The sequence below is a fragment of the Dactylosporangium maewongense genome (genome assembly GCF_039531485.1).
In the GTDB taxonomy this organism is placed as follows: domain Bacteria; phylum Actinomycetota; class Actinomycetes; order Mycobacteriales; family Micromonosporaceae; genus Dactylosporangium; species Dactylosporangium maewongense.
Window position 1 is genome coordinate 38,223 of the sequence record NZ_BAAAQD010000030.1, and the last position, 24,311, is coordinate 62,533.

Genomic DNA, 24,311 nt, shown 5'->3' on the forward strand with positions numbered 1-24,311 from the left:
CGCTAGCAGCCGGGCAGGCGCTCGATCAGGTAGGTCTCGACCTGGTCGAGCGACACCCGCTCCTGCGTCATCGTGTCGCGGTCGCGGACGGTGACGGCGTTGTCGTTGAGCGTCTCGAAGTCCACGGTCAGGCAGAACGGCGTGCCGATCTCGTCCTGCCGCCGGTACCGGCGACCGATGCCCTGCGCGTCGTCGAAGTCCACGGTCCAGCGCTTCCGCAGCTGGGCGGCGAGGTCGCGCGCCTTCGGCGACAGGTCCGCGTTGCGCGACAGCGGCAGCACGGCCGCCTTGACCGGGGCGAGCCGCCGGTCGAAGCGCATGACCGTGCGCTTGTCGACGCTGCCGCTGGTGTTGGGCGCCTCGTCCTCGTCGTACGCCTCGAGCAGGAACGCGAGGACGGCCCGGGTGAGGCCGGCGGCGGGCTCGATGACGTAGGGGACCCAGCGCTCCTTCTTCTCCTGGTCGAAGTAGGACAGGTCGACGCCGGAGTGCTTGGAGTGCGTGGTCAGGTCGAAGTCGGTGCGGTTGGCGATGCCTTCGAGCTCGGAGAACTCCTGGCCACCGAAGCGGAAGCGGTACTCGATGTCGACGGTGCGCTTCGAGTAGTGCGACAGCTTCTCCTTCGGGTGCTCGTAGAAGCGCAGGTTGTCGGCGGAGAGGCCGAGGTCGATGTACCAGTTCCAGCGCTCCTGGAGCCAGTACTCGTGCGCCTCCTCGTCCTTGCCCGGCTCGACGAAGTACTCCATCTCCATCTGCTCGAACTCGCGCGTGCGGAAGATGAAGTTGCCGGGGGTGATCTCGTTGCGGAAGCTCTTGCCGACCTGCGCGATGCCGAACGGCGGCTTCTTGCGCGCGGCGCCCTCGATGTTCTTGTAGTTGATGAAGATGCCCTGGGCGGTCTCGGGGCGCAGGTAGTGCAGGCCCTCGTCGTTCTCGACGGCGCCCAGGTAGGTCTTCATCAGGCCGTTGAACATGCGCGGCTCACTGAAGGTGCCCTTGTTGCCGCAGTTCGGGCAGTTGATCTCGCTGAGGACGAACGGCTTGCCCTCGCCGTGCTTCTCGACGAACGCCTCTTCGAGGTGGTCGGCCCGGAAGCGCTTGTGGCACGACGCGCACTCGGTCAGCGGGTCGACGAACGCGTCGACGTGGCCGGAGGCGGCCCACACGTCGCGGGACAGGATGACGGCGGAGTCCAGGCCGACGATGTCGTCGCGCTGCTGGACCATGGTGCGCCACCACTGCCGGCGGACGTTGTCCTTGAGCTCGACACCGAGTGGGCCGTAGTCCCAGGCGGACCGGGTGCCCCCGTAGATCTCGCTGGACGGGAAGACAAAGCCGCGGCGCTTCGCGAGGCTGACGACGGAATCGATGCGATCGGCGGCCATGGTTCCTCCTCGGCCTCACGGCGACTGGCTGTCGGCAAGGCATGCTGAAAGTTGGTCAAGACGGGTAAACCGTCAACGTCCACGTCGACGGTACGGTTACGCCCGGGCGAGCCGCACCAGATTAACCGCAGGGCCACGGGGCGGGATCAGTCGACCCCTCCGCAGATCACCCACCGCGTCGTCTGCTGCTCCATGGTGAAGGTCATCAGGGTCTCGGGCAGCCCGCGACGCTTGACGGTCGCAGGGACCTGCACGAGGTTCACGTCGACCCGGTCCTCGTGCACGACGTAGGCGATGACCTCGGAGCCCTTGTAGTGCTCCTCGTACCAGGCGACGCTGTGGCTGCGCTGCAGCTCGGGGCACAGGTGCCCGCGGGCGGTCTCGTACTCGGTCGCCTGGACGGCGCCCAGGTAGTCGTCGACGACGCTGGTCAGCTGGGAGCGGGCGACGCCCTCCAGGCCGGAGAGCAGGAACCCGCCGCCGAGGACGCCGCCGACGCAGCACAGGACGAGCACGAGCCCGCCCACGCCGAGGCCGATCCACAGGCCGCGCAGGTCCCGGTCACGGGGCGGCGCCGCGAACGGCGTCACCACACCGGGGCCGGGTGGCGGCGCCGGCACCTCGGTCGGCGAGGGCATCATGCCCCCAACAGTAGCCAACTACCCCATCACCTACGCGCGGTCGCTCGCGGTGACCGTGAGCGCGCCGCCGGGGGCGACCTCGGCGAGTTCCTCGAACGCCGACGGCTCGTCGAGCGACTGCGCGAGCAGCGGCGTCGCGTGCATCTTCACGTCGAAGTTGGACAATGCCCGCCGGTACGCGCCGACCGACTGCCACTCCGTGACGATGCTCCAGTGCGCCGGGTCGTCGAACGCGCGGGCCAGGCGTCCGCGGAGATACCCTGGGCAGGCCGCGAGCGCACCGAGCGCGGCGTGGGCCCGCTCGACGAAGCCTTCGTCGTCGCCGTCCAGCACGAACCTTGTCACCACCAGCATGACGCGAGCATACGGACGCGCATTCGGACCCTGAGGAGCTGCCCGAGATGACCCAGCGTGTTCTGTCCCGGCTGGGCCGGATCGGCCCGACCGCGGCGTTCCTCGGCGTCGGCGCGCTCACGTTCCTGGGGCTGGTCCTGCCGGGCGCGCTCGGTGCCGCGGTGCTGCTCGCCCTGGCCGCCGGCGCCGGGTGGCTGCTCGCCCAGACGTGGCACCTGCACCCGTCCCGCGCACGGGTGATGCGGCTGGTGGTCCTCGGGCTCGTGGTGGCCGTGGCCGTCGTGAAGCTCACCTGAAGTTGACAACGATTCCCATTATCAGGCACGCTCGGCAGCGTGGTACTTGAGGTGGACCGGGCCGTCGTCGCCTACGACGGCCGACCAGTGCTCGACGGGGTGACGCTGAGCGTCGCCGCCGGCGAGGTCGTGGCGATCCTCGGCGCCAACGGCTCCGGCAAGTCCACCCTCGTGAAGTCGGCACTGGGTCTGGTACCCCTCGCGAAGGGCGAGATCCGCCTCTTCGGCACCCCGCTCAAACGGTTCCGGTCCTGGCACCGACTCGGCTACGTCCCGCAGCGCGTCGGCGCCGGCAGCGGCGTCCCGGCCACGGTCGGTGAGGTCGTCGCGGAGGGACGGCTCGCGCGGCGGGGGTTCCTGCGCTTCCCGTCCCGCGCCGACCGGCGCGCGGTCGAGGAGGCGCTCACCGCGGTCGGGCTCGCCGACCGCGCCCGCGAGCCCGTGTCGGTGCTGTCCGGCGGGCAGCAGCAGCGGGTGCTCATCGCCCGCGCCCTCGCCGGCGCCCCCGAGCTGCTGGTCCTCGACGAGCCGACGGCCGGCGTGGACGCCGGCAGCCAGGAGGCGTTCGCGGCCTGCCTGCACCGCTTCGCCGATCAGGGCGGCACCGTCGTCTTCGTGGCGCACGAGCTCGGCCCGCTGCGGCCGCTGATCACCCGCGCGGTCGTCGTGCACCACGGCGAGATCATCCACGACGGGGCACCCCCGGAGCCCGCCGGCCATCACGCCGAACCCGGCCACGACCACGTCCACCCCCACGCCGCCGTCGAGGCGCCCGGCCTCCTGGGCAGCGCATGAGCCTGTTCACGTACGACTTCATGATCCGCGCCCTCGTCGGCGCGCTGATCACGGGTGCGTCGGCGCCCGCCATCGGCATCTACCTCGTCCAGCGGCGGCTGTCGCTGATCGGCGACGGCCTCGGCCACGTGGCGCTCACCGGCGTCGGGTTCGGCCTGCTGCTGCACCAGTCGCCGGTGCTGATGGCGGTCGTCGCGGCGGCCCTCGGCGCCGTCGTCATCGAGCTCGTCCGCGAGCGCGGCAAGACCTCCGGCGACGTCGCCCTCGCCATGCTGTTCTACGGCGGCATCTCCGGCGGCGTCGTCCTGGTCAACCTGTCCGACGAGCAGGGCAGTCGCAGCCTTGTCACGTACCTCTTCGGCTCACCGCTGACGACGAGCCGGCAGGACCTGTCGGTGATGCTCGTCCTGGGCTGCGCGGTGCTCGCCGTCGCCGTTCTGCTCCGCCCGTGGCTCTTCGCCGTCTGCCACGACGAGGAGTACGCGCGGGTGTCCGGCCTGCCGGTCCGCGCCCTCAACCTCATCCTCGCCGTCACGACCGCCGTCACCGTCACCGTGGCCATGCGGGCCGTCGGGCTCCTGCTGGTCAGCGCCCTCATGGTCGTGCCAGTGGCGACCGCGCAGCAGATCACCCGCGGCTTCAAGGCGACGATGCTCGTCGCGGTGCTGCTCGGCCTGACCGTCTCCGGCGGCGGCATCTGGATCTCCACCGAGGCCGACACCGGCCCCGGCGCCACCGTCGTCCTGCTCGCCATCGCCGGCTTCTTCGTCGTGACGGTCGGGGCCGCGGCCTGGAGGGCGGCGCGCCGTCGTACAACAGCCGGAAACGCCACCGAGGAGCGCTCCACACCTGAGGTGGTGCTCGACCGTGGTTACTGACAACGGTTACCGTTGCGCACATGTCGAGCATTGAGGGTTACGAGGCGGCCGGCGAGCTGTTGCGTGCCCTCGCCGCCCCGCTGCGCATCCGCATCGTGACCGAGCTCGCCGGCGGCCCCCGCTGCGTCCACGAGCTCGTCGACACCCTCGGCGCGCCGCAGCCGCTCGTCTCGCAGCACCTGCGCGTCCTGCGCGGCGCGGGCGTGGTGCGGGGCTCCCGCCGGGGCCGCGAGATCGCGTACGCGCTGACCGACGACCACATCGCCCACATCGTCGCCGACGCCGTCTCCCACGCCCGGGAGTCGACCGGCTCCTGACCGCCACACAGTGCGGTCACAGCGCCTGTCCGTCAGGCTGGAACGGTGAAGCTCTATGCCGACCGTGCCCCCACCGCCCTGCGGCAGTTCCTCACCGACGTGTTCGTGGTCGCGTGGGTCTATGTCTGGGTCAGGCTGGGGATGACGCTGTTCGACCTCATCCAGAAGCTGGCGGTGCCCGGGCAGAAGCTCGAGAGCGCCGGGACCGGGCTGGCCGACAACCTCAAGAACGCCGGCGACAAGATCAATGGTGTGCCCGGCGTACCCGACTCGGTCGCCGCCCCCTTCACGAGCGCCGCGAACGCCGCCCGCTCCCTCGCCGACGCCGGCCACCAGCAGCAGGAGATCGTCAACGACCTGGCCTGGATCCTGTCGGTCCTGATGATCGCGGTGCCGGTCGCGATGCTGGTCCTGGTGTGGCTGCCGCTGCGGATCCGCTGGATCCGCCGGGCCGGCTCGGCGGCCCGGCTGCGCAACGCCACCGCCGGCCGCGACCTGCTGGCCCTGCGCGCCCTGGCCACCCAGCCGCTGGGCAAACTGGTGAGGATCGACCCGGAGATCGCCGCCCTGTGGCGCAGGGGCGACAAGCAGGCGGTCGAGGCCCTCGCCACCCTGGAGCTCCGCAGCCTCGGCCTGCGACCTGCGGTGACATCGCTCGGTGAGCGCCCTGCTACCCGCCTGGAGATCAATTAGGCGCGGTGGAGTAGCGTGTTGGTGAAGCGGAACGCCGACGCGCCGCCCGGCTCGATGCCAGCCTCGGGTCGCCTCGAGCCGGGGCTAGGTGGAGCGACGACGCCCCGCTCGCAAGCAGCCCGCCCGCGCGCGGGACACGGGCGTGGCGGCCCGCCCCGTGTGCGGCCTGATCGCAAGCAACCCGGCCGCACACGCGAGGCACGGGCGTGGGTGGCGGCCTGCCTCGGCGCGGCTTGATCGCAAGCGGCCCGCCCACGCACGCGAGACACGGGCGGCCAGCCGGGTCTCCGGCTGACCGCCGCACGCGGGGGACGCCCGCACACGTGGGACGCCCGCACACGTGGGACGCCCGCACACGTGGGACGCCCGCACACGTGGGACGCCCGCACACGCAGGACGCCCCCACGCGTGGAGGTCAGAAGCGGCGGCGGACGTCCTCCGCGGCCGACGCGCCCGGCTCCCAGTCCGCGAGCCACGGGCCCGCGGCCGCGGGCGGGATGATCCCCTCCTCCAGGGACAGGTAGCGGCCCGCGATGACCCGCTTCGCGGCGGCGGACTCGATGGCGTCGGCGTTGTCCCACAGCTCGCGGAAGAGGGCCTCGGCGCGCAGGGTGGCCTGGCGGCAGAACAGGTCGGCGAGCTCGACCCCTTCGGGCCGGGTCGCGCGCTCGCTGCGGGCCTTCACGCACGCCGCGGACATCGCGAACAGCTCGGCGCCGATGTCCACGACGCGGCCCAGGAAGCCCTGCTTGTGTTCGAGTTTGCCCTGCCAGCGGGCCATGCCGTAGAAGGTCTCGCGGGCCAGGCGGCGAGAAGCGCGCTCGACGTAACGCAGGTGCTGGGCGAGCAGGCCGAACTCGCTGTAGCCGGACGGCAGCTGGCCCTTGCCGGCGACCAGGGTCGGCAGCCACCTGGCGTAGAAGCCGCCGGCCCGGCCCGCGGCCTTGGCCTTCGCGCCCAGGCCGGCGTCGGGGTCGATGATGTCGCCGGCGACGGAGAGGTGGGCGTCGACGGCCTCGCGGGCGATCGCCAGGTGCATGATCTCCGTCGAGCCCTCGAAGATGCGGTTGATCCGCACGTCGCGGAGGATCTGCTCGGCCGGGATGGGGCGTTCGCCGCGGGCGGCCAGGGAGTCGGCGGTCTCGTAGCCGCGGCCGCCGCGGATCTGGACCAGCTCGTCGGCGACCTTCCAGGCCAGCTCGCTCGCGTACAGCTTGACCAGCGCGGCCTCGATGCGGATGTCGTTCTGGTCGTCGTCGGCGAGGCGGCAGGACAGCTCCAGCATCGCCTCCATGCCGTACGTGGAGCCGGCGATGAACGCGATCTTCTTCGCGATCGCCTCGTACGAGCCGATCGGGCGGCCCATCTGGACCCGTTCGGCGGCCCACTCGCGGGCGACGTTGAGGCACCACTTGCCGGCGCCGACGCACATGGCGGGCAGCGACAGCCGGCCGGTGTTCAGGGTGCTCAGCGCGATCCGCAGGCCCTGCCCCTCACCACCGATGACGTTGGCGGCGGACACCCGCACGTCGTGGAAGCGCGTCACGCTGTTCTCCAGGCCGCGCAGGCCCATGAACGCGTTGCGCCGCTCGATCGTGACCCCGGGCGCGTCACCCTCGACCACGAACGCCGTGATGCCGCCCCGGTGCCCCTCGGAACGGGGTACCAGCGCCATCACCACGAACAGGGTCGCGAGGGTGCCGTTGGTGGCCCACAGCTTGACCCCGTTGAGCAGGTAGTCGCCGTCCCCGGTCGGCACGGCGGAGGTGCGCAGGTTCGCCGGGTAGGAGCCGACCTCGGGCTCGGTCAGCAGGAACGCGGACACCTCACCGCCGGCGAGCCGGGGCAGGAAGCGGGACTTCTGCTCATCGGTGCCGACCAGCTTCAGCGGCTGCGGCACGCCGATCGACTGGTGCGCCGACAGCAGCGCGCCGATCGACGGGTTGACCGACCCGACCAGCGCGAGGGCGCGGCAGTAGTCGAGGTTCGACAGCCCCAGGCCGCCGTACCTGGTGTCGATCTTCATCCCGAAGGCGCCGAGCGAGCCCAGGTCGCGGAGCACCTCATCGGGGATGCGCGCGTCGCGTTCGATCTGCTGCCCGTCGACGCTGCTGATGTACGAGTGGAGCTTCGCCAGGAACTCCTGGCCTTCGGTGGTCTGCTTGTCGGCCGGCGGTGGGTCGATCAGGTCGAGGCGGAAGCGGCCGAGGAACAGCTCCTTGCCGAAGCTCGGCTTGCGCCATTCCTGCTCGCGGCTGGCCTCGATGACCTTGCGCGCCTGTTTCTCCGTGTGCGTACTGCTAGCGGTTGGCGAGGAAGCGACCTGCGTCATTGCGGCACCCCCAGGTGTCAGTCCAGTACCGACCAGGCTATTACCCGCCAGTAGCGAAGGCCATGCCTCGCCGGAGAGGATCAAGCGCCGTGATTTTCATGACGGGAACCTACGAGTGGGAAACGTTCACTGTTACCGTCGGGAAACAACTTCACATCCGACAGGGGAGCGCACAGCGCTGAGAGTGCGGCGAGCAAGCCGCAGACCCTCGAACCTGATCTGGGTAATGCCAGCGCAGGAAGCTCGGTCACCTCAGGCCACGCGCCACGTCCGCACCCGCGGGCGTGGCGTCGCGTCTCCTTCTGGCTCACCCCCGGACCAGGAGGCACCGAAATGGAAACCCGTTGGCGGACCGTCGACATCATCGTCGCGTCGGTCATCGCGGTGGCGTTCGCCGCCGTGTTCTACGCATGGAACAACCTGTGGAACGCCATGGAGAGCGTCGCCCTGCCGTGGCGCGCGTTCATCTACGGCGTGTGGCTGATCCCGGGCGTGCTCGGCCCGCTGGTCATCCGCAAGCCGGGCGCCGGGCTCTACACCGAGTTCGTCGCGGCGCTGGTCTCGGCCCTGTTCGGCTCGACCTGGGGCCTCGGCGTGCTGCTGTCCGGCCTCGTGCAGGGCGTCGGCGGCGAGTTCGGCTTCGCGTTCACCGGCTACCGCAGCTTCAAGCTCGGCAACGCGCTCGTCGCCGGCGCCCTCGCCGGGGGTGGCGCGGCCCTGCTGGACCTCAACATCTACTACGGCGCGTTCAGCAACACCGACAAGGCCCTGTACGCGGCGATCGTCATGGCCAGCGGCGCGGTCATCGCCGGCGCCGGCTCGTGGGCGCTGCAGCGCTCGCTCGCCACGACCGGCGTCCTGGACCGCTTCCCCTCGGGCCGCGAGCGGGCCGCCGTCTGAGCACGTCCCAGCAACAGTGAGCACCGTCGAGTTCAAGGGATTCGGGTGGCGGCACGCCGGGCGCAAGGCCTGGGCGGTCCGCCACTTCGACCTGCGGATCGAGCACGGCGAGCGGGTCCTCCTGGCGGGTGCCTCCGGCGCCGGCAAGAGCACCCTGCTCGCCGCGCTCGCCGGCCTGCTCGCCGAGGACTCCGGCGAGCAGGAGGGCGAGGTGCTCGTCGACGGAGCGCCGGCCCGGCAGCGCAGGGCGGGCACCGGCATCGTCTTCCAGGACCCGCAGACCCAGCTCGTCATGAGCCGCTGCGGCGACGACGTCGCGTTCGGCCTGGAGAACCGGGGTGTGGCCCGCGACGAGATCTGGCCGCGGGTCGACGCCGCCCTCGCCGCCGTCGGCTTCCCGTACGACCGCGACCGCGACACGGCTCAGCTGTCCGGCGGTGAGCAGCAGCGGCTCGCGATCGCCGGCGTGCTCGTGTCGCAGCCGCGGCTGCTCCTGCTCGACGAGCCGACCGCCAACCTCGATCCGGCGGGTGCGCAGCTGGTACGGGCAGCGCTCGCGAAAGCTCTGCACGACGTCGACGCCACCATGATCCTCGTCGAACACCGCCTCGAGGACGCGCTGACCCTGGTCGACCGGGTGGTCACGCTGGGCGAGGAGCAGGAGCCGGTCGTCGTGCCGCACCGTCCCGGCTCCGGCCCCGGCCCGGTCCTGCTGACCGCGGAGCGGCTGGCGCTGCGGCACACCGGCAACGTCGTCGACGAGGTCGTCCGCGCCGGCGAGGCCCTCGTCGTCGAAGGCCCCAACGGCGCCGGCAAGTCGACCCTGGCGCTGCTGCTCGGCGGGCTGACGAAGCCGGCGAAGCCCGGCCGGGTGCACGCTCCCGGCGAGCGGCGGCCGCCGCACCGCTGGCGGGCCTCGAAGCTCGCCGGCCGGATCGGCTCGGTCTTCCAGAACCCGGAGCACCAGTTCGTCACCTCGACCGTCCGCGACGAGCTGCTCCTCGGCGGCCGCGACCCGAAGGTCGTCGACGACCTGCTGAGCCGGCTGCGCCTCGACAGGCTCGCCCTCGCCAACCCGTACACCCTGAGCGGCGGCGAACAGCGCAGACTCAGCGTCGCCACGGCCCTCGCCGCCGCCCCGGACCTGCTGATCCTCGACGAACCGACGTTCGGCCAGGACCCGCGGACGTGGCGGGAGCTGGTCGACCTCCTCGCGGACCTGCGGGACGAGGGCCGCGGCCTGGTGATCGTCACCCACGACCGTGACCTCGTGCGGGCGCTCGGCGACCGCCGGCTGCGGCTGGACCGCGCATGACCGCCTGGCTGCGCCGTCGCGACGCGACCGCGAAACTGCTCGCGGCGGCCCTGCTGACCGCCGCCGTGCTGTCGACCGTCGACCCGTTCGTCACCGCGGTCGCGATCGGCGTGGAGCTGGCGCTGCTGCCGCTCACCGGCCTGAGCGCGGCGCAGCTGTGGCGGCGCGGGTGGCCGCTGCTGCTGTCCGCGACCGTCGTGCTCGTCTTCACGGTGCTGCTCGGCGCCCGTACGGGACCGGTCGTCGGCACCGTCGCCGGCTTCGAGGTACACGAGCCGGCGCTCGGCTACGCGCTGCGGCTCGTCGCGATCGGCCTGCCCGGGTTCGTGATGTTCGCGACGATCGACCCCACCGACCTCGCCGACTCGCTCATCGCGCACGCGAAGGTGCCGCCCCGGTTCGCGATCGGCGCGCTCGCCGCGTTCCGGCTCGTGCCGCTGCTCACCGACGAGTACCGGTTGATCCGCCTCGCCCGGCGGGCCCGCGGCATCGACGCCGGTTGGAACCCGGTCGCGCACCTGCGGCTCGCGGCGTCGGCGACGTTCGGGTTGCTCGTCGGCGCGATCCGGCGCGGCATCCGGCTCGCGACCGCGATGGAGGCCCGCGGTTTCGACCGGGGGCAGCCCCGCACCAGCGCCCGCGAGACCCGTTTCGGCTGGTCCGACGGATCGGTCGTGCTCGCCGGCGCGACCCTCGCGGCGGCATTGATCTTGCTGAAGTTCGTGCATACATAGCCACGTCGCTACCTGATGTTCGTTCAGGCGGTCGAGATTCCCCGGTGAGGACCATCGACTCTGAACGGAGCCCCCAACATGGGCCACGGCCACCACCATCACCACGAGGACATGCCGCAGGCTGCCGGCGACGTCCCCGCGGTGCTCGACGCCTCGATCCCCGACAGCGAGCTCTCCCCCGGCGATGTCTCCCGCCGCGGCTTCCTGCGCCGCGCCGGCCTGCTCGGTGCCGCGGCCGCGGCCGGCGGTGCCCTCGCCGGCGCCGGGACCGCGCACGCCCACGGCGACGACGACGACCACGCCGGCTTCGACGGCTACGACCGGCACGGGCACGGCCGCCCGCTGGGCAACGGCTACAAGTGGCTCGCCGGCGACCACCACATCCACACCCAGTTCTCCAGCGACGGCATGTACCGGGTCTCCGACCACGTGCGGCACGCCTCCGCGTACGGGCTGGACTGGATGGTCATCACCGACCACGGCAGCACCGGCCACGTGAAGATCGGCGTCGACAAGGTCAACCCCGACATCCGGGCGGCCCGCGACGACTACAAGGACGTCCTCGTCTTCCAGGGCCTGGAGTGGAACATCCCGGCCGCCGAGCACGGCACCGTCTTCGTGCACCCCGGCGCCAACGAGGTCGCGGTCCTGAAGGAGTTCGAGAACACGTTCGACGGCTCCGTCGTCGGCGCCGTCGACCCGTCCCTGGTCACCGAGGCTCTCGCCATCGCCGGCGTGAAGTTCCTCGGCGAGCAGGTCACGAAGCGGCGGGTGCAGGACGCGCTGTTCCTGGCCAACCACCCCGCCCGTAACGGCATCGACTCGCCGCACGAGATCCGCGGCTGGCGCGACGCCAACCCGCGCATCGCGATCGGCTTCGAGGGCGCCCCCGGCCACCAGGCCGCCGGCATCGCCAAGCCGACCGGCGGCGGCTCCGCCCGCGGCTTCTACGGCAATGCGCCCGGCGCCGCCTCGTTCCCCGGCTACCCGCTGGAGAGCTACCGCACCTGGGGCGGCTTCGACTGGATGACCTCCACCGTCGGCGGTCTCTGGGACAGCCTCCTCGCCGAGGGCAAGGCGTGGTGGATCACCGCGAACTCGGACTCCCACGTCGTCTACGAGGAGACCGCGAAGCGCCCCGACAACACCGACTTCAACGCCAACGGCTACCACTTCGACCCGGTGTACGGCCAGCCGGCCAGCCTCACCCCCGGTGACTTCTGGCCCGGCTACTACAGCCGTACCCACGTCGGCGCGCGCAACTTCGGCTACGCCGCCGTCATGGAGGCCCTGCGGGCCGGCCGCGTCTGGGTCGACCACGGCGGCCTGATCAGCGCCCTCGACGTCCAGGTCCGCGCGGGCGGCTCCGGCGTCACCCTGGGCGACTCGCTGGTGGTCCGCCGCGGTCAGCGCGCCGAGCTCACCATCCGCATCAAGCTGGCGAACACGCCGAACTGGGCGAACTTCGTGCCGACCCTCGCCCGCGTCGACGTGATCCGCGGCGCCGTCACGGGCGCCGTCTCCGACAAGGACACGTTCAAGGCCCCCGACACGAAGGTCGTGAAGTCCTTCGAGGTCAACAAGTCCACGGGCACGGTCGCGTTCACCTACGACCTCGGCCCCGTCGACCAGCCCTTCTACGTCCGGCTGCGCGGCACCGACGGCAACCGCACCGCCCCCGGCTACCACGGCCCGGCGGTCGACCCGGCGGGCCCCGCGATCGACGTCGTCGGCGACGCCGACCCGTGGAAGGACCTCTGGTTCTACGCGAACCCGATCTGGGTCTACCCCCGGTAATGGGATTTCCCGACGTCACGGCGGCCGACCACCACATCCTGGTGGGCGGCCGCCCCGCGTTCACGTACTTCGAGGGCGGCGAGGTCCAGGTCGGCACGGGCACTGCGCCGGAGGGCGCCCGCGCCGTGCTCTTCCCAGGCTGGGAGAAGCTCACCGGCGTGCTGGCGGTCTCGACCGTACTGGCGGACTCCGCCATCGACCGCGTCGTCATCCTCGGCGGCCTGACCGCCGTCCCGGAGATGCTGATCGACACCGGCGACTTCGTCCGCCCCATCTGGCGCGACGGCGTGCTGACCCTGGTGACCCAGTTCGCCCGCGGCGGCGTCCTCGTCCCGTTCGAGTCCGCCTCCCAGCGCCCCTGCTGCCAGGACCACTGATCGCCGCCGGCGGTGCCGTCTCCGGCCCTGCCTGGAACCGCACCGCCGGCGAGCGCCGCCAGTTTCAGCTGGTCAAGGTTGGTACGACGGGGTTGGGGATGGCGCCGCCGAAGCGGCGGTCGCGCTTCGCGTAGACCTCGCAGGCGTACCAGAGGTGGCGGCGGTCGAAGTCGGGCCAGAGGGTGTCGACGGAGACGAACTCCGCGTACGCCGCCTGCCAGATCATGAAGTTGCTGGTGCGCATCTCGCCGGAGCTGCGCACCAGCAGGTCGACGTCGGGCAGGTCGGGCTCGTCGAGGTAGCGGGCGAAGGTCTTCTCCGTGATGCGGTCGGGCTTGAGCCGGCCCGCCTGCACGTCCGCAGCGATGCGGGCGGCGGCGTCGGCGACCTCGGCCCGGCCGCCGTAGTTGACGCACATGGTGAAGGTGAGCTTGTCGTTGCGCTTCGTGAGCTCCTCGGCGTACTCGAGCTCGTTGATGACGCTGCGCCACAGCTTGGGGCGGCGGCCCGCCCAGCGGACGCGGATGCCCATCTCGTGGAACTCGTCGCGACGGCGGTGGATGGTGTCGCGGTTGAAGTTCATGAGGAAGCGGACCTCCTCGGGGGACCGTTTCCAGTTCTCGGTCGAGAAGGCGTAGGCGCTGACGTACTTGACGCCGAGCTCGAGCGCGCCTTCGATGACGTCGAAGAGGGCGGCCTCGCCGGCGGTGTGGCCGGCGGTGCGGGGCAGGCCGCGTTGCTTCGCCCAGCGGCCGTTGCCGTCCATGATGATCGCCACGTGCTGCGGCACGGCCTCTTTCGGCAGCGCCGGCGGGCGGGCGCCGGTGGGGTGCTGCGACGGCGGACGGAATCTGCTCACGAACTGTCCTTTCGATCCCGGGCGCGGCCACGGGTGGTGTCGTCCCGGTCTACCAGCGGGAGCGAGCGTAGCGCCCGCTCCAGGTGCCACTGCAGATGCGCCGCGACCAGCCCGCTGGCCTCGCGCCGATGGTTGGGCTCGCTGGCGTCGGCGACCAGCCAGTCCGACGAAGCGAGCGCCGCCATCAGTTCGATCGTCGCAGGCGCCGGGTGCGACGCGCCGGGCGGGCGGCAGTCGGGACACACGGCGCCGCCGGCGGGCACGGAGAACCCGCGGTGCGGGCCGGCGGTGCCGCAGACGGCGCACTCCCGCAGCGCGGGTGCCCAGCCGGCGATGCCCATCGCGCGCAGCAGGTAGGCGTCCAGGACGAGGCTGCTGCCGTGCTCGCCGAGGGCGAGGGCCTTGATGGCGCCGAGGGTCAGCTGAAACAGGCGCAGCGCCGGCTCCTGCTCGACGGGGGTGAGCCGTTCGGCGGTCTCGGCGATCGCGGAGGCGACCGTGTACCGGGGGTAGTCGTCCATGATGCGGCGGCCGTACAGGTCGACGCCCTCCACCTGGCTGATCACGTCGAGGCTGCGGCCTTCGAGGAGCTGCACGTCGACGTGGCCGAAGGGTTCGAGGCGGCCGCCGAACTTCGACATGGTCTTCCGGACACCCTTCGCGACGGCGCGGATGCGGCCGTGCCGGCGGGTGAAGAGGGTGATGATCCGGTCGGACTCGCCCAGTTTCTGCACCCGCAGGATGACCGCGTCGTCGCGGTACAGCTTCCCCTTGAACCCGGCCCCGGACACCGAAGAACCCTCAGAAGCCCAGGCGGCGCAGCTGCTTCGGGTCCCGCTGCCAGTCCTTGGCGACCCGGACGTGCAGGTCGAGGTAGACGCGGCCGCCGACGAGGTCCTCGATCGCCCGGCGGGCGCGGGTGCCGACGTCCTTGAGGCGGCTCGCCTGGTGGCCGATGACGATCGCCTTCTGGCTGGAGCGCTCCACGTAGACGTCGGCGAAGACCCTGGTCAGGCCGCCTTCCTCAACCAGCACCTCCTCGACCAGGACGGCGATCGAGTGCGGGAGCTCGTCGCGTACGCCTTCGAGGGCGGCCTCACGGATGAGCTCGGCCATGAGGACGTGCTCGGGTTCGTCGGTGAGCATGCCGTCCGGGTACAGCTGCGGCGACTCCGGCAGGTGTTTGATCATGACGTCGACGAGGGTCTGGACCTGCGCGCCGGAGACGGCGCTGACCGGCACGATGTCGGCGAAGTCGCCGAGCTCCTGCACGGCGAGGAGCCGCTCGGCGAGCTTGCCGCGGTCGACGAGGTCGGTCTTGGTGACGACCGCGACGAGGGTGGCCTTCAGCTCGGCGATCTCGCCGGTGATGAAGCGGTCACCGCGGCCGATCTCCTCATCGGCGGGCAGGCAGAGGCCGATCACGTCGACCTCGCTCCAGGTGGCCCGGACGAGGTCGTTGAGCCGCTCCCCCAGCAGGGTCCGCGGCCGGTGCAGCCCGGGGGTGTCCACGAGCACGAGCTGCGAGTCCGGCCGGTGTACGACACCGCGGACGGTGTGCCTGGTGGTCTGCGGCTTCGCCGACGTGATCGCGATCTTCTGGCCGACGATCGCGTTGGTGAGCGTCGACTTGCCCGCGTTGGGCCGGCCGACGAAGCACGCGAAGCCTGCGTGGTAGTTGTGCTGCACGGTGGTTCAGCGTACTCAGACCTCGAGCTGCAACTGGCGGGGGCGTTGTGCAGGTGTTGTGACGGTGCGTGCGTCGGGTGGTGTGGCGAGGGCCGTCTGCAGCTCGATCGTGCCCTCGACGAGGCCCCGGCCGGCGGATCGGAGCACGATCCGGCCGGGCATGAGCCGGGACAGGGCCGTCGGCACGGCGCTGCGCTGCTCGGTCGCGAGGACCAGGTGCACGCCGACCGCTTTGCCGTCGCCGGCGAGCCGGATGAGGGCGTCGTTGAGCCGTACGTCGTGGCCGTCGACGAGGACGAGGACGCGGGCGCCGGCGTGCTCGGCGAGCGCGGCCCGCTCCACGACCAGCTTGTCGATGGTGGCGAGCAGCGCCTCGGCCTGCTCGACGGCGGTGCCGTCGACGCGGTACACGCGCAGCCTGGTCCCGTCGAACCGGGCCGAGAACGAGGCGGCGACCGTGTCGAGCAGGCTGCTCTTGCCGCCGCCGGTGGGTCCGAAGACGAGCAGGTGGCCGAGCTCGTCGAGGTCGAGCTGCCAGACCTGGCGGGCCTGCGAGTTGGGCAGGTCGACCATGCCGATCGCGGCGGAGAACCCCGACCCGTGACCTGCCGTCTCCGGCTGGGTCAGCTCGTCGAGGGTGTACGACTGGGCGAGCGGCGGCTGCCAGGGCCGCGGCTGGTCGGGGACGCGGGCCTCGCGGTGCGCGGCGCTGATGGCCTCCACGAGCCGCTGTAGGTCCGTCGGCGCGGACTCGTCGCCGCCGACGGGTGCGTCGAGCGCTTCGCGGTCGATGAGCCCGGACTCGAAGCGGACCTCGGTGACCGTGGTCGGGGTGGCGCGGCGGCCGGCTGGGGACCGGAACCCGCCGTAGGCGACCTGGACGGCCTGGAAGCCGCCCTCGGTGGTCCGCACGAACGCCCGCCCGGCGAGCAGCGGCGACAGGTGCGCCGCGTCGGGGCGTTCGAGCACCTCGAGGCTGTCGGCCTCCTCCTCGACGCGCAGCGCGATGCGCAGGTCGGCCTCGGCGCGCAGGTCGTCGTCGACGGCGCCGTGCGGTTTCGCGGTCGCCAGCAGCAGGTGGACGCCGGCGTGCCGGCCGCGGCGGGCGAGCTCCCGCAGGGCGGGCACGAAGTCGGCGGGGGCGTCGACGAACTCGGCGACGACGACGAGCAGGTTCGCCGGGGCCGCCGCCGGGAACTTGCGTTCCATCTCGACGATGTCCTTGACCGAGTGCCGGCGCAGGACGGCCTCGCGGCGGCGCAGCTCCGCGTTGAGCGACACGAGGACCCGGCGGGCCTGGTGCGGGTCGGTGTCGGTGAAGACGCCGACGGTGTGCGGCAGCGAGACACATTCAGCGAAGGTGCCGACGGGCGCGGAACCCGGGTCGGCGTCGGCGGCCGGATCCGACCCGGAAACGGCACCGGAGGCGGGCGGGAAGTCCATGAGGACGAACGTGAGACGGTTCGCCGGGTAGGTGGCGGCCAGCGCGGCCAGGTAGGACCGCAGCAGCCACGAGCGGCCCGAGCCGCCCACCCCCGCGACGAGCCCGTGCGGCCCGTCCCGGCGCAGGTCCACGCGGACCGGCCCGACCCCGCCGGCTGCCATGCCGCCGAGCCCGATCGGCGCGGCCAGCCCGCGGTCGCGGGTCGACGGCACCCAGCGCTTCACGATCGCGCTCGGGCTCAGCTCGGTCAGGTTCAGCACCTCGGCGAGGGGCGCAACCCGCGGCGCGGCGCTGCCGGCGGCGTCGGGCGTGGCGGCGAGCGCGTGCGCGACCCGTGTCGCGACGTCCGCCGGCAGCGGCTCGCCGTCCTGCACGGAGACGCCCGGGGGCAGCTCGTCGCGGGTCGGCGCGCCGACCAGCAGGCTGATCCCGCAGCGCGGGCCCTCCTCGACGAGGCGGGTCAGGGACGCCGGCGGCACCAGCGACGGATCGGGCAGCACGACGACGACGTGCGGCACGAACGACTCGGCGATCGCGTGCCGGCCCCGGCGCCGCTGGCGCAGCAGCGCCTCGACGAGCGCCAGGACCTGCAGCCGGTCCTCCTCGCCCGCGGCGATCGTGCGTGCGCCGGGGGCGATCGCGGCGGTCAGCGTCCGGGTGTGCGGCAGCCAGCCGGTCCAGGTCCACTCCGGCGCGTCGCTGAGCACGACGACGGCGAGGTCGGTGGGGTTGGCGAGGGTCGCCAGCTGGGTCAGCCAGGAGCGCAGCACCCCGTCGGTGACGCCGGTGGGGCCGGCGACGCCGAGCGCGCCGAGGACCCGCAGGTCGGCCTCGACGGGCACGTCCCGGTCGACGGCGTGCCGGGCCCGCAGCGTCTCGGTCCGCTCGACGTGGGCCGGGTCGGCGTCGGGGCCCGGCGGCGGCTGTTCGAAGCGGAGCCGGCCCGGCAGGTCGGCGGTCCGCAGCCGCAGCGTGAGGAAGTCGCGGTCGTCGGGGCGGCGGGCCCAGAGGCCACCGGCCCGCACCGCGGCGAGCTCCGGGTTGTCGATGCTGCCCGCGTACCGGTCGGCGGCGCGGGCGAGATGCGCCAGGCTCGGTGTCGCGGCGCGGCGCATCCGCAGCACCGCCCGGTGCTTGACGGCGGCGTCGGCCTCGGCGCGTTCGACGGCGGCGGCGAACTCGGCGACCGGGTCGAGGGTCGAGCGCCGGAACGCCAGGCGCCGCTTCTTCGGCGGCTGCGGCACCGTCGGCAGCCACACGGCCGGCGCCGCGCCGACGGGCATGTCGAGGGCGGGTGTCTCCTCGACGGTGACGAGGGTGCCGGCGAGGCGCAGCAGCTGCCCGGGGGCGAGGGTGACGGTGCCGGTCAGCGGCTCGCCGTCGATGGTGGTGCCGGCCGGCGAGCGCAGGTCGGTCGCGGCGACCTCGTGGCTGCCGATGCCCAGGTGCAGGTGGCGGCGGCCGGCGGCCGGGTCGGCGAGGACCAGGTCACCGGAGGGGTCGGCGCCGATGACGAACTCCCCCGCCGGCAGCGGCAGCCACCGTCCGGCGTCGGGCCCGGCGACGACGAGCAGCTCGAAGCGGTGCTCGGCGGGCGCGACCGGCGTTTCGGGTGCCTGCTCGGGCGGGCCGAGCACGATCGTGTCGCCGCACCGCAGCCCCTGCGCGCCGAGCGGGCGGGCCGGGTCGAGGCGGCGGCCGGTGCGCAGGTTCCACGCCCAGGTCGCCTGCTGCGGCCGGTCGGCGGGGTCGAGGTCGCTCAGGAGCGCGGTGATGAGGTCGGTGACGGTGCCGCCGTGGTCGGCCCGGAGGCGGACCGTGCGGTCCCGTCCGGTTGACAGCGACGACGGCGTCGTGCCGTCCCGTCGCGCCACTCGCACGTCGATCAGCAGGTCCATGGACCGGCCCCTTCCTTCCCGCGCAGTGCGTCCGTCGGCTACCTGTCGGCGTTGTCCAGTAGGCCTGGTGGCGGGGCGGGCGCACTGCAGGGCTCCGCATCCGACAGTAAGCGCCGGAAGGCCGAGTGGATCGCATCGACGCGCACCAGGATTCCGTCACATACAGCAGTAAAACTGGCGGAAAGCCGCGTCGGTTACCCTCGTCAGCCATGACGGTACGAGTGGCGATGTGGTCCGGCCCCCGCAACATCTCCACCGCGATGATGCGCAGCTTCGGCGCGCGGGCGGACACGGTGGTGGTCGACGAGCCGCTGTATGCGCACTATCTGGCCGCGACCGGCATCGAGCACCCGGGCCGGGAGGAGATCCTGGCGTCCCAGCCCGTCGACTGGCGGGAGGCCGTGTCGGCGCTGGTCGCGGACGTGCCGGCGGCGGTGCACTACCAGAAGCACATGACCCACCACCTGCTGCCGGACATCGGCCGGGAATGGCTGGGGGCGGTCCGCAACGCGTTCCTCGTCCGGGACCCGGCGTACGTGGTCGCCTCCTACGCGAAGGTCCGTGGCGAGCCGACCCTCGCCGACCTCGGCTACGAGCAGCAGGTGGAGATCTTCCGCGCGTACGGCGGCCCGGTCGTCGACGCCGCGGACGTGCTGCGCGACCCGGCGGGCACGCTGTCGCGACTCTGCGCGGCGCTCGGCGTCCCGTGGGACCCGGCGATGCTGGCGTGGCCGGCCGGGCGGCGCGACACCGACGGGGTGTGGGCGCCGCACTGGTACGCGGCGGTCGAGTCCTCGACGGGCTTCGCCGCCCACGACCCGCGCCCCGCCGACGTCCCGGAGCGCCTGCGGTGGCTCGTCGACGCGGCCGCCCCGCTCTACACGGAGCTGTCCGCGCACAGCCTCTGAGCCGCTACAGCCGCTGGGCGTGCTTGCGGGCATGGTCGCGGTACGTTTCGGCGAGGCGGCTCGTGACGGGGCCGACGGTGCCGTCGCCGATGGGGCGGCCGTCGATCCGCACGACGCCGGCGATCTCGCCCATCGTGCCGGTGCAGAAGACCTCGTCGGCGGTGTACATCTCGACCTGCGACACGTCGCGGACGGCCACGCTCAGCCCCTCGCCGGGCGCGAGCCGGATGACGGTGTCGCGGGTGATGCCCTCCGGGCAGGCGACCGCCCGCGGCGTGACGAGGCCGCCGTCGACGACCGCGAACAGGTGCGTGGCGTTGGTCTCCGCGACGAACCCGCGGCCGTCGAGCATCATCGCGTCGTCGGCGCCGGCGAGGTTCGCCTCCATCTTCGCCAGGATCGAGTTGATCAGGTTGTTGTGGTGGATCTTCGGGTCGAGCACGTCCGGGCCGGGGCGCCGCACGCTGGAGGTCACCAGGGAGAGGCCGCCCGTGTCGTACACCGGCGGCTTGTGCTCGGCGAGCACGATCAGCGTGCAGCCGGACGCGTTGAGCCGCGGGTCCATGCCGCTGGTGACCTTGACGCCCCTGGTCAGGGTGAGCCGCACGTGGACGCCGTCGCGCATGGCGTTGGCGTCCAGCGTCGCCCGCACCGCGGCCACGATCTCCTCGTCGGCGGGGATCCGCTCGAAGCCGAGCGCCAGGGCCGAGCGCCGCAGCCGCGCCAGGTGCTCGCGGAGGCCGTAGACGCCGCCGTCGTAGACCCGCAGCCCCTCCCAGACGGCGTCGCCGCCCTGCACCACCGAGTCGAACGGCGAGATCCCCGGCTCGTCGCGGTGCCGCAGCACGCCGTCGACCCAGTAGCGGATGTCGGCGTTGCGGGGGTCGTACTGCTGCAGCACGTGCTCAAGCTCCTTCGGATACGGCCTCAGCGGCCTCAGCGGCTTCGTCGCCCAGCTCCACCAGCAGCTCCCTGAGGTGGCCGGCCGCGGTGAGCAGCAGCTCGTCCGGCACGGGGGCGAAGAGCCGCGCCTGCGCCCTCGTCACGGCCCGCACGACCCGCTCGGCGACCGTGACCCCCTTCGGCGTCAGCCTGACCCAGGCGACGCGGGCGTCGGCGGCGTCGGCGGCCCGCTCGATCACGCCGTCCTGCTGCAGCCTGCGCAGCACGTTGCTGATCCCGCCGGACGTGAGCAGCAGGCTGCCGGCCAGGTCGGAGGGTTTCAGCGCGTACGGCGCACCCACCCGCCGCAGCGCGGACAGCACGTCGAACTCGGCCGGCGTCAGCCCGACCGCCGCCGTCTCGGCGCGGACGACCTCCTGCAGCCGGCCGGCGAGCCGGTGGATCCGCTTGCCGAGCTCCATCGCGGGCCCGACCGTGTCGGGCAGCTGCACCCGCCACTCGTCGACGACGTCGTCGACCCGGTCTCTGCGCACCAACGTCGATCCCCGGCGTCAGTCCGCGATGGTGGCGAAGACGACTGCGTCGGGGGCGGCCAGGTGGATGGGGGCGGACGGCGACACGTCGCGGACGGCGGCGCGGCCCAGGGTGTCCAGCGACGACGCCTCGGTGACGACGGCGGCGGCCTCGATCTTGCCGGCGCCGGACGCGACCGCCATCGCCACCGCCAGCTGCAGCGCGGTGACCGACAGGGACGGCAGGGCGACGGAGGCGGCGTTGTAGGTGCGGCCGTCGCCGTCGCGGACGGCGGCGCCCTCCGCGGCGCCGATCCGGGCGCGGGCGGCCCGGGCCAGGGTCACCAGCTTCGCGTCCTCCGCGGAGAGCTGCGAGGGCTCTGACTCAGGCATCGGCGTGCTGCCTTTCGCTGTCGTGGCTGGCCTGCTCCTCGTCGTCGGGGTCGGCCCGGCGGACGAGCAGGGTGTCGATGCGGTTGCGGCGGCCGGCGGTGCCCTCGGCGAGCAGGTGCAGGCCGCCGACGACGGCGGCGGCGCCGGGGATCGGGACGCGGCCGAGGGCCTGCGCGAGGAGGCCGGCGACGGTCTCGACCTCGTCGGCTGGAAGCTCCACGTCGAACAGCTCGCCGAGGTCCTCGACCGGCAGGCGGCTGGTGATCCGGTACGCGCCGTCGGGGAGCTCCTCGACCGGGGGGCGCTCGGCGACGTCGTACTCGTCGGTGATCTCGCCGACGATCTCCTCGAGGATGTCCTCGATCGTGACGAGGCCGGCGGTGCCGCCGTACTCGTCGATGATGATCGCCATGTGGGTGCGGGCGGCCTGCATCTCGCGGAGCAGGTCGTCGACGGGCTTCGACTCGGGGACGAACGTGGCGTCGCGCATGATCTGGGCGACGGGGATGTCGCCGGCGGCCGCGTCGCCGGAGGTGCGGCGGACGAGGTCCTTGAGGTAGGCGATGCCGAGGACGTCGTCGACGTTCTCCCCGACGACGGGGATGCGGGAGAACCCGCTGCGCATCGCGAGCATGAGCGCCTGGCGGACGGTCTTGTGCGTCTCGATCCAGACCATCTCGGTGCGCGGGACCATGACCTCGCGGGCGATCGTCGTGCCGAGGGCGAACACCGAGTGGATCATGTCGCGCTCGCCGTGCTCGACGACGCCGCGCTGCTCGGCGAGGTCGACGAGCTCGCGGAGCTCGATGGTGGTGGCGAAGGGCCCCTCGCGGTAGCCCTTGCCGGGGGTCACGGCGTTGCCGATGAGGATCAGCAACCGGGCCAGGGGGCCCAGGGCGGTGCCGAGCCACCGGACCGGGGGCGCGGCGATCCGGGCGACCGCGTAGGCGTGCTGGCGGCCGATCGTGCGCGGGCCGACACCGACGACGACGAAGCTCACCACCGTCATCGAGCCGGCGGTGATGAGCGCGGCGAGCCAGTCGCGGTCGCCGCCGACGGCCGCGGCGCTGACGAGCGCGACGAGTGTGGTCGCGGTCAGCTCGCACAGCAGCCGCAGCAGCAGGAGCAGGTTGATGTAGCGGGCCGGGTCGGCCGCGATGACCTGCAGGGCGTTGGCGCCGGGCTTGCCCTCCCGGGCCAGCTCGTGGGCACGGGCCGGCGACACCACGTTGAGCGCGGCGTCGGACATCGCGAACAACCCTGCCACCACGACCAGCCCTGCGGCGGTCGTCAGCAAGGTCACGTCACTCACTTGCGCCAGCTCTCCAGAAGCCGTGCCTGCAGGCCGAACATCTCGGCCTCCTCCTCGGGCTCGGCATGGTCGTAGCCCAGCAGGTGCAGGGTGCCGTGGACGGTGAGCAGCGCCAGCTCGTCGATGGTGGCGTGCCCGGCGGCGGCGGCCTGCTTCGCCGCCACCTCCGGGCACAGCACGATGTCGCCGAGCAGCGCGGGCTCGCCGCCGCCCTCGCCGGGGCCGTGGTCGACGCTGCCCTCGTCCATCGGGAAGGCCAGCACGTCGGTCGGGCCGTCGCCGTCCATCCAGCGGTGGTTGAGCTCCGTCATGTACTCGACGTCGACGAGCAGGATCGACAGCTCGGCGAGCGGGTTGACCCCCATCTCGTCGAGCGCGTGCCGCGCCACCGCGAGAATGGTGTCGGAGTTGACGTCGACGCCGGACTCATTGGCGATCTCGATGGACAACAACTGCTCCTGTTAGCCGGGGTTACCTGCGGCGCCCGCGGTCGGGCACAGCACGCACCGGCGGCTTCTGGGCCTCCTGTGCCTCCTGCGCCTCATCCCACTTGGCGTAGGCGTCGACGATCTCACTGACCAGCCGGTGGCGCACGACATCGGCGCTGCCGAGCTGGGCGAAGTGCACGTCTTCGACGTCACCGAGGATCTCACGGACCACCCTGAGGCCGCTGCGGGTGCCCCCGGGTAGGTCGATCTGCGTCACGTCGCCGGTGACCACGATGCGCGAGCCGAAGCCGAGCCGGGTGAGGAACATCTTCATCTGCTCGGGCGTCGTGTTCTGCGCCTCGTCGAGGATGATGAAGGCGTCGTTCAGCGTGCGGCCGCGCATGTACGCCAGCGGCGCGACCTCGATCGTCCCGGCGGCCATCAGCTTGGGGATGGACTCCGGGTCGAGCATGTCGTGCAGCGCGTCGTACAACGGGCGCAGGTACGGGTCGATCTTGTCGTAGAGCGTGCCGGGCAGGAAGCCCAGCCGCTCGCCGGCCTCGACCGCCGGCCGGGTCAGGATGATCCGGTTGACCTGCTTGGCCTGCAACGCCTGGACCGCCTTCGCCATGGCGAGGTAGGTCTTGCCGGTGCCGGCCGGGCCGATGCCGAACACGATCGTGTGCTGGTCGATCGAGTCGACATACCGCTTCTGCCCGAGCGTCTTCGGCCGGATGGTGCGGCCGCGCCGGGAGAGGATGTTGAGGGTCAGCACATCGGCGGGGCGCTCCGTCGTGTTCTGCTGGAGCATCCCGACGGTGCGCCGGACGGTGTCCTGGGTGAGCGTCTCCCCCTTGCGCACCAGCTCGATGAGCTCGCTGAAGATGCGCTCGGCCATGGCGTTGTCCGCGGCCGCGCCGGTGATGGTGATCTCGTTGCCCCGCACGTGCACGTCGCTGCTGACGGCCCGCTCGACGAGCTTGAGGATCTCGTCTCCGGCGCCGAGCAGCCTGACCATCGTGTGCGGGTCGGGGACCGTGATCTTGCTGATGGCCCGCACGGGCGGCTCCGACGACACTGCCGGTGCGGGGGTTGGGGTCTCGGTCATACGTCGGCCGCGTAGGGCCTCAAGCACCTGCTTCCGGGGCTCG

25 protein-coding genes and 1 riboswitch are annotated in these 24,311 nt (G+C 72.4%); of the genes, 11 read left to right on the forward strand and 14 right to left on the reverse strand.

The window, feature by feature from the left end; all coding sequences use genetic code 11:
- Positions 1 to 2: 2 nt before the first annotated feature.
- The 3 genes from ABD332_RS48630 to ABD332_RS48640 all read right to left on the reverse strand — a co-directional run bounded on the left by ABD332_RS48630 (position 3) and on the right by ABD332_RS48640 (position 2,380).
- Positions 3 to 1,385: a glycine--tRNA ligase gene (locus ABD332_RS48630; RefSeq protein ID WP_344511917.1), complete on the reverse strand. Its 1,383-nt coding sequence runs from the start codon at positions 1,383 to 1,385 to the stop codon at positions 3 to 5.
- A gap of 146 nt (positions 1,386 to 1,531) precedes the next feature.
- On the reverse strand, positions 1,532 to 2,026 hold the full coding sequence (locus ABD332_RS48635; protein WP_344511919.1) for an Rv0361 family membrane protein: 495 nt from the start codon (positions 2,024 to 2,026) through the stop codon (positions 1,532 to 1,534).
- 30 nt (positions 2,027 to 2,056) lie between these two features.
- Positions 2,057 to 2,380: an antibiotic biosynthesis monooxygenase family protein gene (locus ABD332_RS48640; RefSeq protein WP_344511921.1), complete on the reverse strand. Its 324-nt coding sequence runs from the start codon at positions 2,378 to 2,380 to the stop codon at positions 2,057 to 2,059.
- Positions 2,381 to 2,427: 47 nt separating this feature from the next.
- Between ABD332_RS48640 and ABD332_RS48645 the strand changes: the two genes are divergently transcribed.
- Genes ABD332_RS48645 through ABD332_RS48665 form a run of 5 tightly spaced genes read left to right on the forward strand, consistent with a single transcriptional unit; the run spans position 2,428 to position 5,359 of the window.
- Positions 2,428 to 2,676: a DUF6703 family protein gene (locus ABD332_RS48645; protein WP_344511923.1), complete on the forward strand. Its 249-nt coding sequence runs from the start codon at positions 2,428 to 2,430 to the stop codon at positions 2,674 to 2,676.
- Positions 2,677 to 2,715: 39 nt separating this feature from the next.
- The gene (locus tag ABD332_RS48650; protein ID WP_344511925.1) at positions 2,716 to 3,471 is read left to right on the forward strand and encodes a metal ABC transporter ATP-binding protein; all 756 of its coding nucleotides are present in this window, start codon (positions 2,716 to 2,718) and stop codon (positions 3,469 to 3,471) included.
- Complete coding sequence (locus ABD332_RS48655) at positions 3,468 to 4,349, forward strand: metal ABC transporter permease (RefSeq protein ID WP_344511927.1); 882 nt, start codon at positions 3,468 to 3,470, stop codon at positions 4,347 to 4,349. Before ABD332_RS48650 ends, ABD332_RS48655 begins: the two co-directional genes overlap by 4 nt.
- A gap of 20 nt (positions 4,350 to 4,369) precedes the next feature.
- Positions 4,370 to 4,666 (forward strand): ArsR/SmtB family transcription factor, encoded by a 297-nt coding sequence (locus tag ABD332_RS48660; protein ID WP_344511929.1) that lies wholly within the window; start codon positions 4,370 to 4,372, stop codon positions 4,664 to 4,666.
- Between the two features lie 45 nt (positions 4,667 to 4,711).
- Positions 4,712 to 5,359, forward strand: a complete 648-nt coding sequence (locus tag ABD332_RS48665; protein ID WP_344511931.1) for a hypothetical protein — start codon at positions 4,712 to 4,714, stop codon at positions 5,357 to 5,359.
- Positions 5,360 to 5,774: 415 nt separating this feature from the next.
- Here ABD332_RS48665 and ABD332_RS48670 read toward each other — a convergent pair whose 3' ends face one another.
- Positions 5,775 to 7,691 carry an acyl-CoA dehydrogenase family protein gene (locus tag ABD332_RS48670; RefSeq protein WP_344511933.1) on the reverse strand — a complete coding sequence of 639 codons (1,917 nt, stop codon included), beginning with the start codon at positions 7,689 to 7,691 and terminating at the stop codon, positions 5,775 to 5,777.
- Positions 7,692 to 7,843: 152 nt separating this feature from the next.
- A riboswitch (TPP riboswitch) is annotated at positions 7,844 to 7,950 on the forward strand.
- Between the two features lie 74 nt (positions 7,951 to 8,024).
- Between ABD332_RS48670 and ABD332_RS48675 the strand changes: the two genes are divergently transcribed.
- The 5 genes from ABD332_RS48675 to ABD332_RS48695 all read left to right on the forward strand — a co-directional run bounded on the left by ABD332_RS48675 (position 8,025) and on the right by ABD332_RS48695 (position 12,814).
- On the forward strand, positions 8,025 to 8,591 hold the full coding sequence (locus tag ABD332_RS48675; RefSeq protein ID WP_344511935.1) for an ECF transporter S component: 567 nt from the start codon (positions 8,025 to 8,027) through the stop codon (positions 8,589 to 8,591).
- Between the two features lie 16 nt (positions 8,592 to 8,607).
- A complete protein-coding gene (locus ABD332_RS48680; RefSeq protein WP_344511937.1) occupies positions 8,608 to 9,906 on the forward strand; it encodes an ABC transporter ATP-binding protein in 1,299 nt (432 codons plus the stop codon).
- Positions 9,903 to 10,640, forward strand: a complete 738-nt coding sequence (locus ABD332_RS48685; RefSeq protein WP_344511939.1) for an energy-coupling factor transporter transmembrane component T family protein — start codon at positions 9,903 to 9,905, stop codon at positions 10,638 to 10,640. Before ABD332_RS48680 ends, ABD332_RS48685 begins: the two co-directional genes overlap by 4 nt.
- 111 nt (positions 10,641 to 10,751) lie before the next feature.
- Positions 10,752 to 12,437 carry a PHP domain-containing protein gene (locus ABD332_RS48690; RefSeq protein ID WP_344511941.1) on the forward strand — a complete coding sequence of 562 codons (1,686 nt, stop codon included), beginning with the start codon at positions 10,752 to 10,754 and terminating at the stop codon, positions 12,435 to 12,437.
- Positions 12,437 to 12,814: a hypothetical protein gene (locus tag ABD332_RS48695; protein WP_344511943.1), complete on the forward strand. Its 378-nt coding sequence runs from the start codon at positions 12,437 to 12,439 to the stop codon at positions 12,812 to 12,814. The genes ABD332_RS48690 and ABD332_RS48695 overlap by 1 nt, the downstream gene beginning before the upstream one ends.
- 64 nt (positions 12,815 to 12,878) lie before the next feature.
- Here the strand turns inward: ABD332_RS48695 and ABD332_RS48700 are convergent, their stop codons facing one another.
- From ABD332_RS48700 to ABD332_RS48715, 4 genes are read right to left on the reverse strand one after another with little or no spacing between them, the layout of a single operon-like run.
- Positions 12,879 to 13,673 carry an isoprenyl transferase gene (locus tag ABD332_RS48700; RefSeq protein ID WP_344511945.1) on the reverse strand — a complete coding sequence of 265 codons (795 nt, stop codon included), beginning with the start codon at positions 13,671 to 13,673 and terminating at the stop codon, positions 12,879 to 12,881.
- Positions 13,670 to 14,464, reverse strand: a complete 795-nt coding sequence (gene recO, locus ABD332_RS48705) for a DNA repair protein RecO (RefSeq protein ID WP_344511947.1) — start codon at positions 14,462 to 14,464, stop codon at positions 13,670 to 13,672. Before recO ends, ABD332_RS48700 begins: the two co-directional genes overlap by 4 nt.
- Positions 14,465 to 14,474: 10 nt before the next feature.
- Positions 14,475 to 15,362, reverse strand: coding sequence for a GTPase Era (gene era / locus ABD332_RS48710; protein ID WP_344511949.1), 888 nt, complete (start codon positions 15,360 to 15,362; stop codon positions 14,475 to 14,477).
- A 15-nt stretch (positions 15,363 to 15,377) separates the two neighbouring features.
- Entirely contained in the window at positions 15,378 to 18,704 is a 3,327-nt protein-coding gene (locus ABD332_RS48715) for a type VII secretion EssC family protein (RefSeq protein WP_344511951.1), read from the reverse strand.
- Positions 18,705 to 18,913: 209 nt separating this feature from the next.
- Between ABD332_RS48715 and ABD332_RS48720 the strand changes: the two genes are divergently transcribed.
- Positions 18,914 to 19,612, forward strand: coding sequence for a sulfotransferase-like domain-containing protein (locus tag ABD332_RS48720; protein ID WP_344511953.1), 699 nt, complete (start codon positions 18,914 to 18,916; stop codon positions 19,610 to 19,612).
- A gap of 4 nt (positions 19,613 to 19,616) precedes the next feature.
- On the opposite strand, the gene ABD332_RS48725 is transcribed toward ABD332_RS48720, so the two are convergent.
- The 6 genes from ABD332_RS48725 to ABD332_RS48750 are packed head-to-tail and all read right to left on the reverse strand — an operon-like array spanning position 19,617 to position 24,268.
- Positions 19,617 to 20,513, reverse strand: coding sequence for an aminotransferase class IV (locus ABD332_RS48725; protein ID WP_344511955.1), 897 nt, complete (start codon positions 20,511 to 20,513; stop codon positions 19,617 to 19,619).
- Positions 20,514 to 20,517: 4 nt separating this feature from the next.
- Positions 20,518 to 21,048: a MarR family winged helix-turn-helix transcriptional regulator gene (locus ABD332_RS48730; RefSeq protein WP_344511957.1), complete on the reverse strand. Its 531-nt coding sequence runs from the start codon at positions 21,046 to 21,048 to the stop codon at positions 20,518 to 20,520.
- A gap of 18 nt (positions 21,049 to 21,066) precedes the next feature.
- The gene (locus ABD332_RS48735) at positions 21,067 to 21,420 is read right to left on the reverse strand and encodes a cytidine deaminase (RefSeq protein WP_344511959.1); all 354 of its coding nucleotides are present in this window, start codon (positions 21,418 to 21,420) and stop codon (positions 21,067 to 21,069) included.
- Positions 21,413 to 22,741, reverse strand: a complete 1,329-nt coding sequence (locus ABD332_RS48740; RefSeq protein ID WP_344512080.1) for a hemolysin family protein — start codon at positions 22,739 to 22,741, stop codon at positions 21,413 to 21,415. Before ABD332_RS48740 ends, ABD332_RS48735 begins: the two co-directional genes overlap by 8 nt.
- Positions 22,729 to 23,181, reverse strand: a complete 453-nt coding sequence (ybeY, locus tag ABD332_RS48745) for an rRNA maturation RNase YbeY (protein WP_344511961.1) — start codon at positions 23,179 to 23,181, stop codon at positions 22,729 to 22,731. The genes ABD332_RS48740 and ybeY overlap by 13 nt, the downstream gene beginning before the upstream one ends.
- A gap of 22 nt (positions 23,182 to 23,203) precedes the next feature.
- The gene (locus ABD332_RS48750) at positions 23,204 to 24,268 is read right to left on the reverse strand and encodes a PhoH family protein (RefSeq protein WP_344511963.1); all 1,065 of its coding nucleotides are present in this window, start codon (positions 24,266 to 24,268) and stop codon (positions 23,204 to 23,206) included.
- Positions 24,269 to 24,311: the final 43 nt, after the last annotated feature.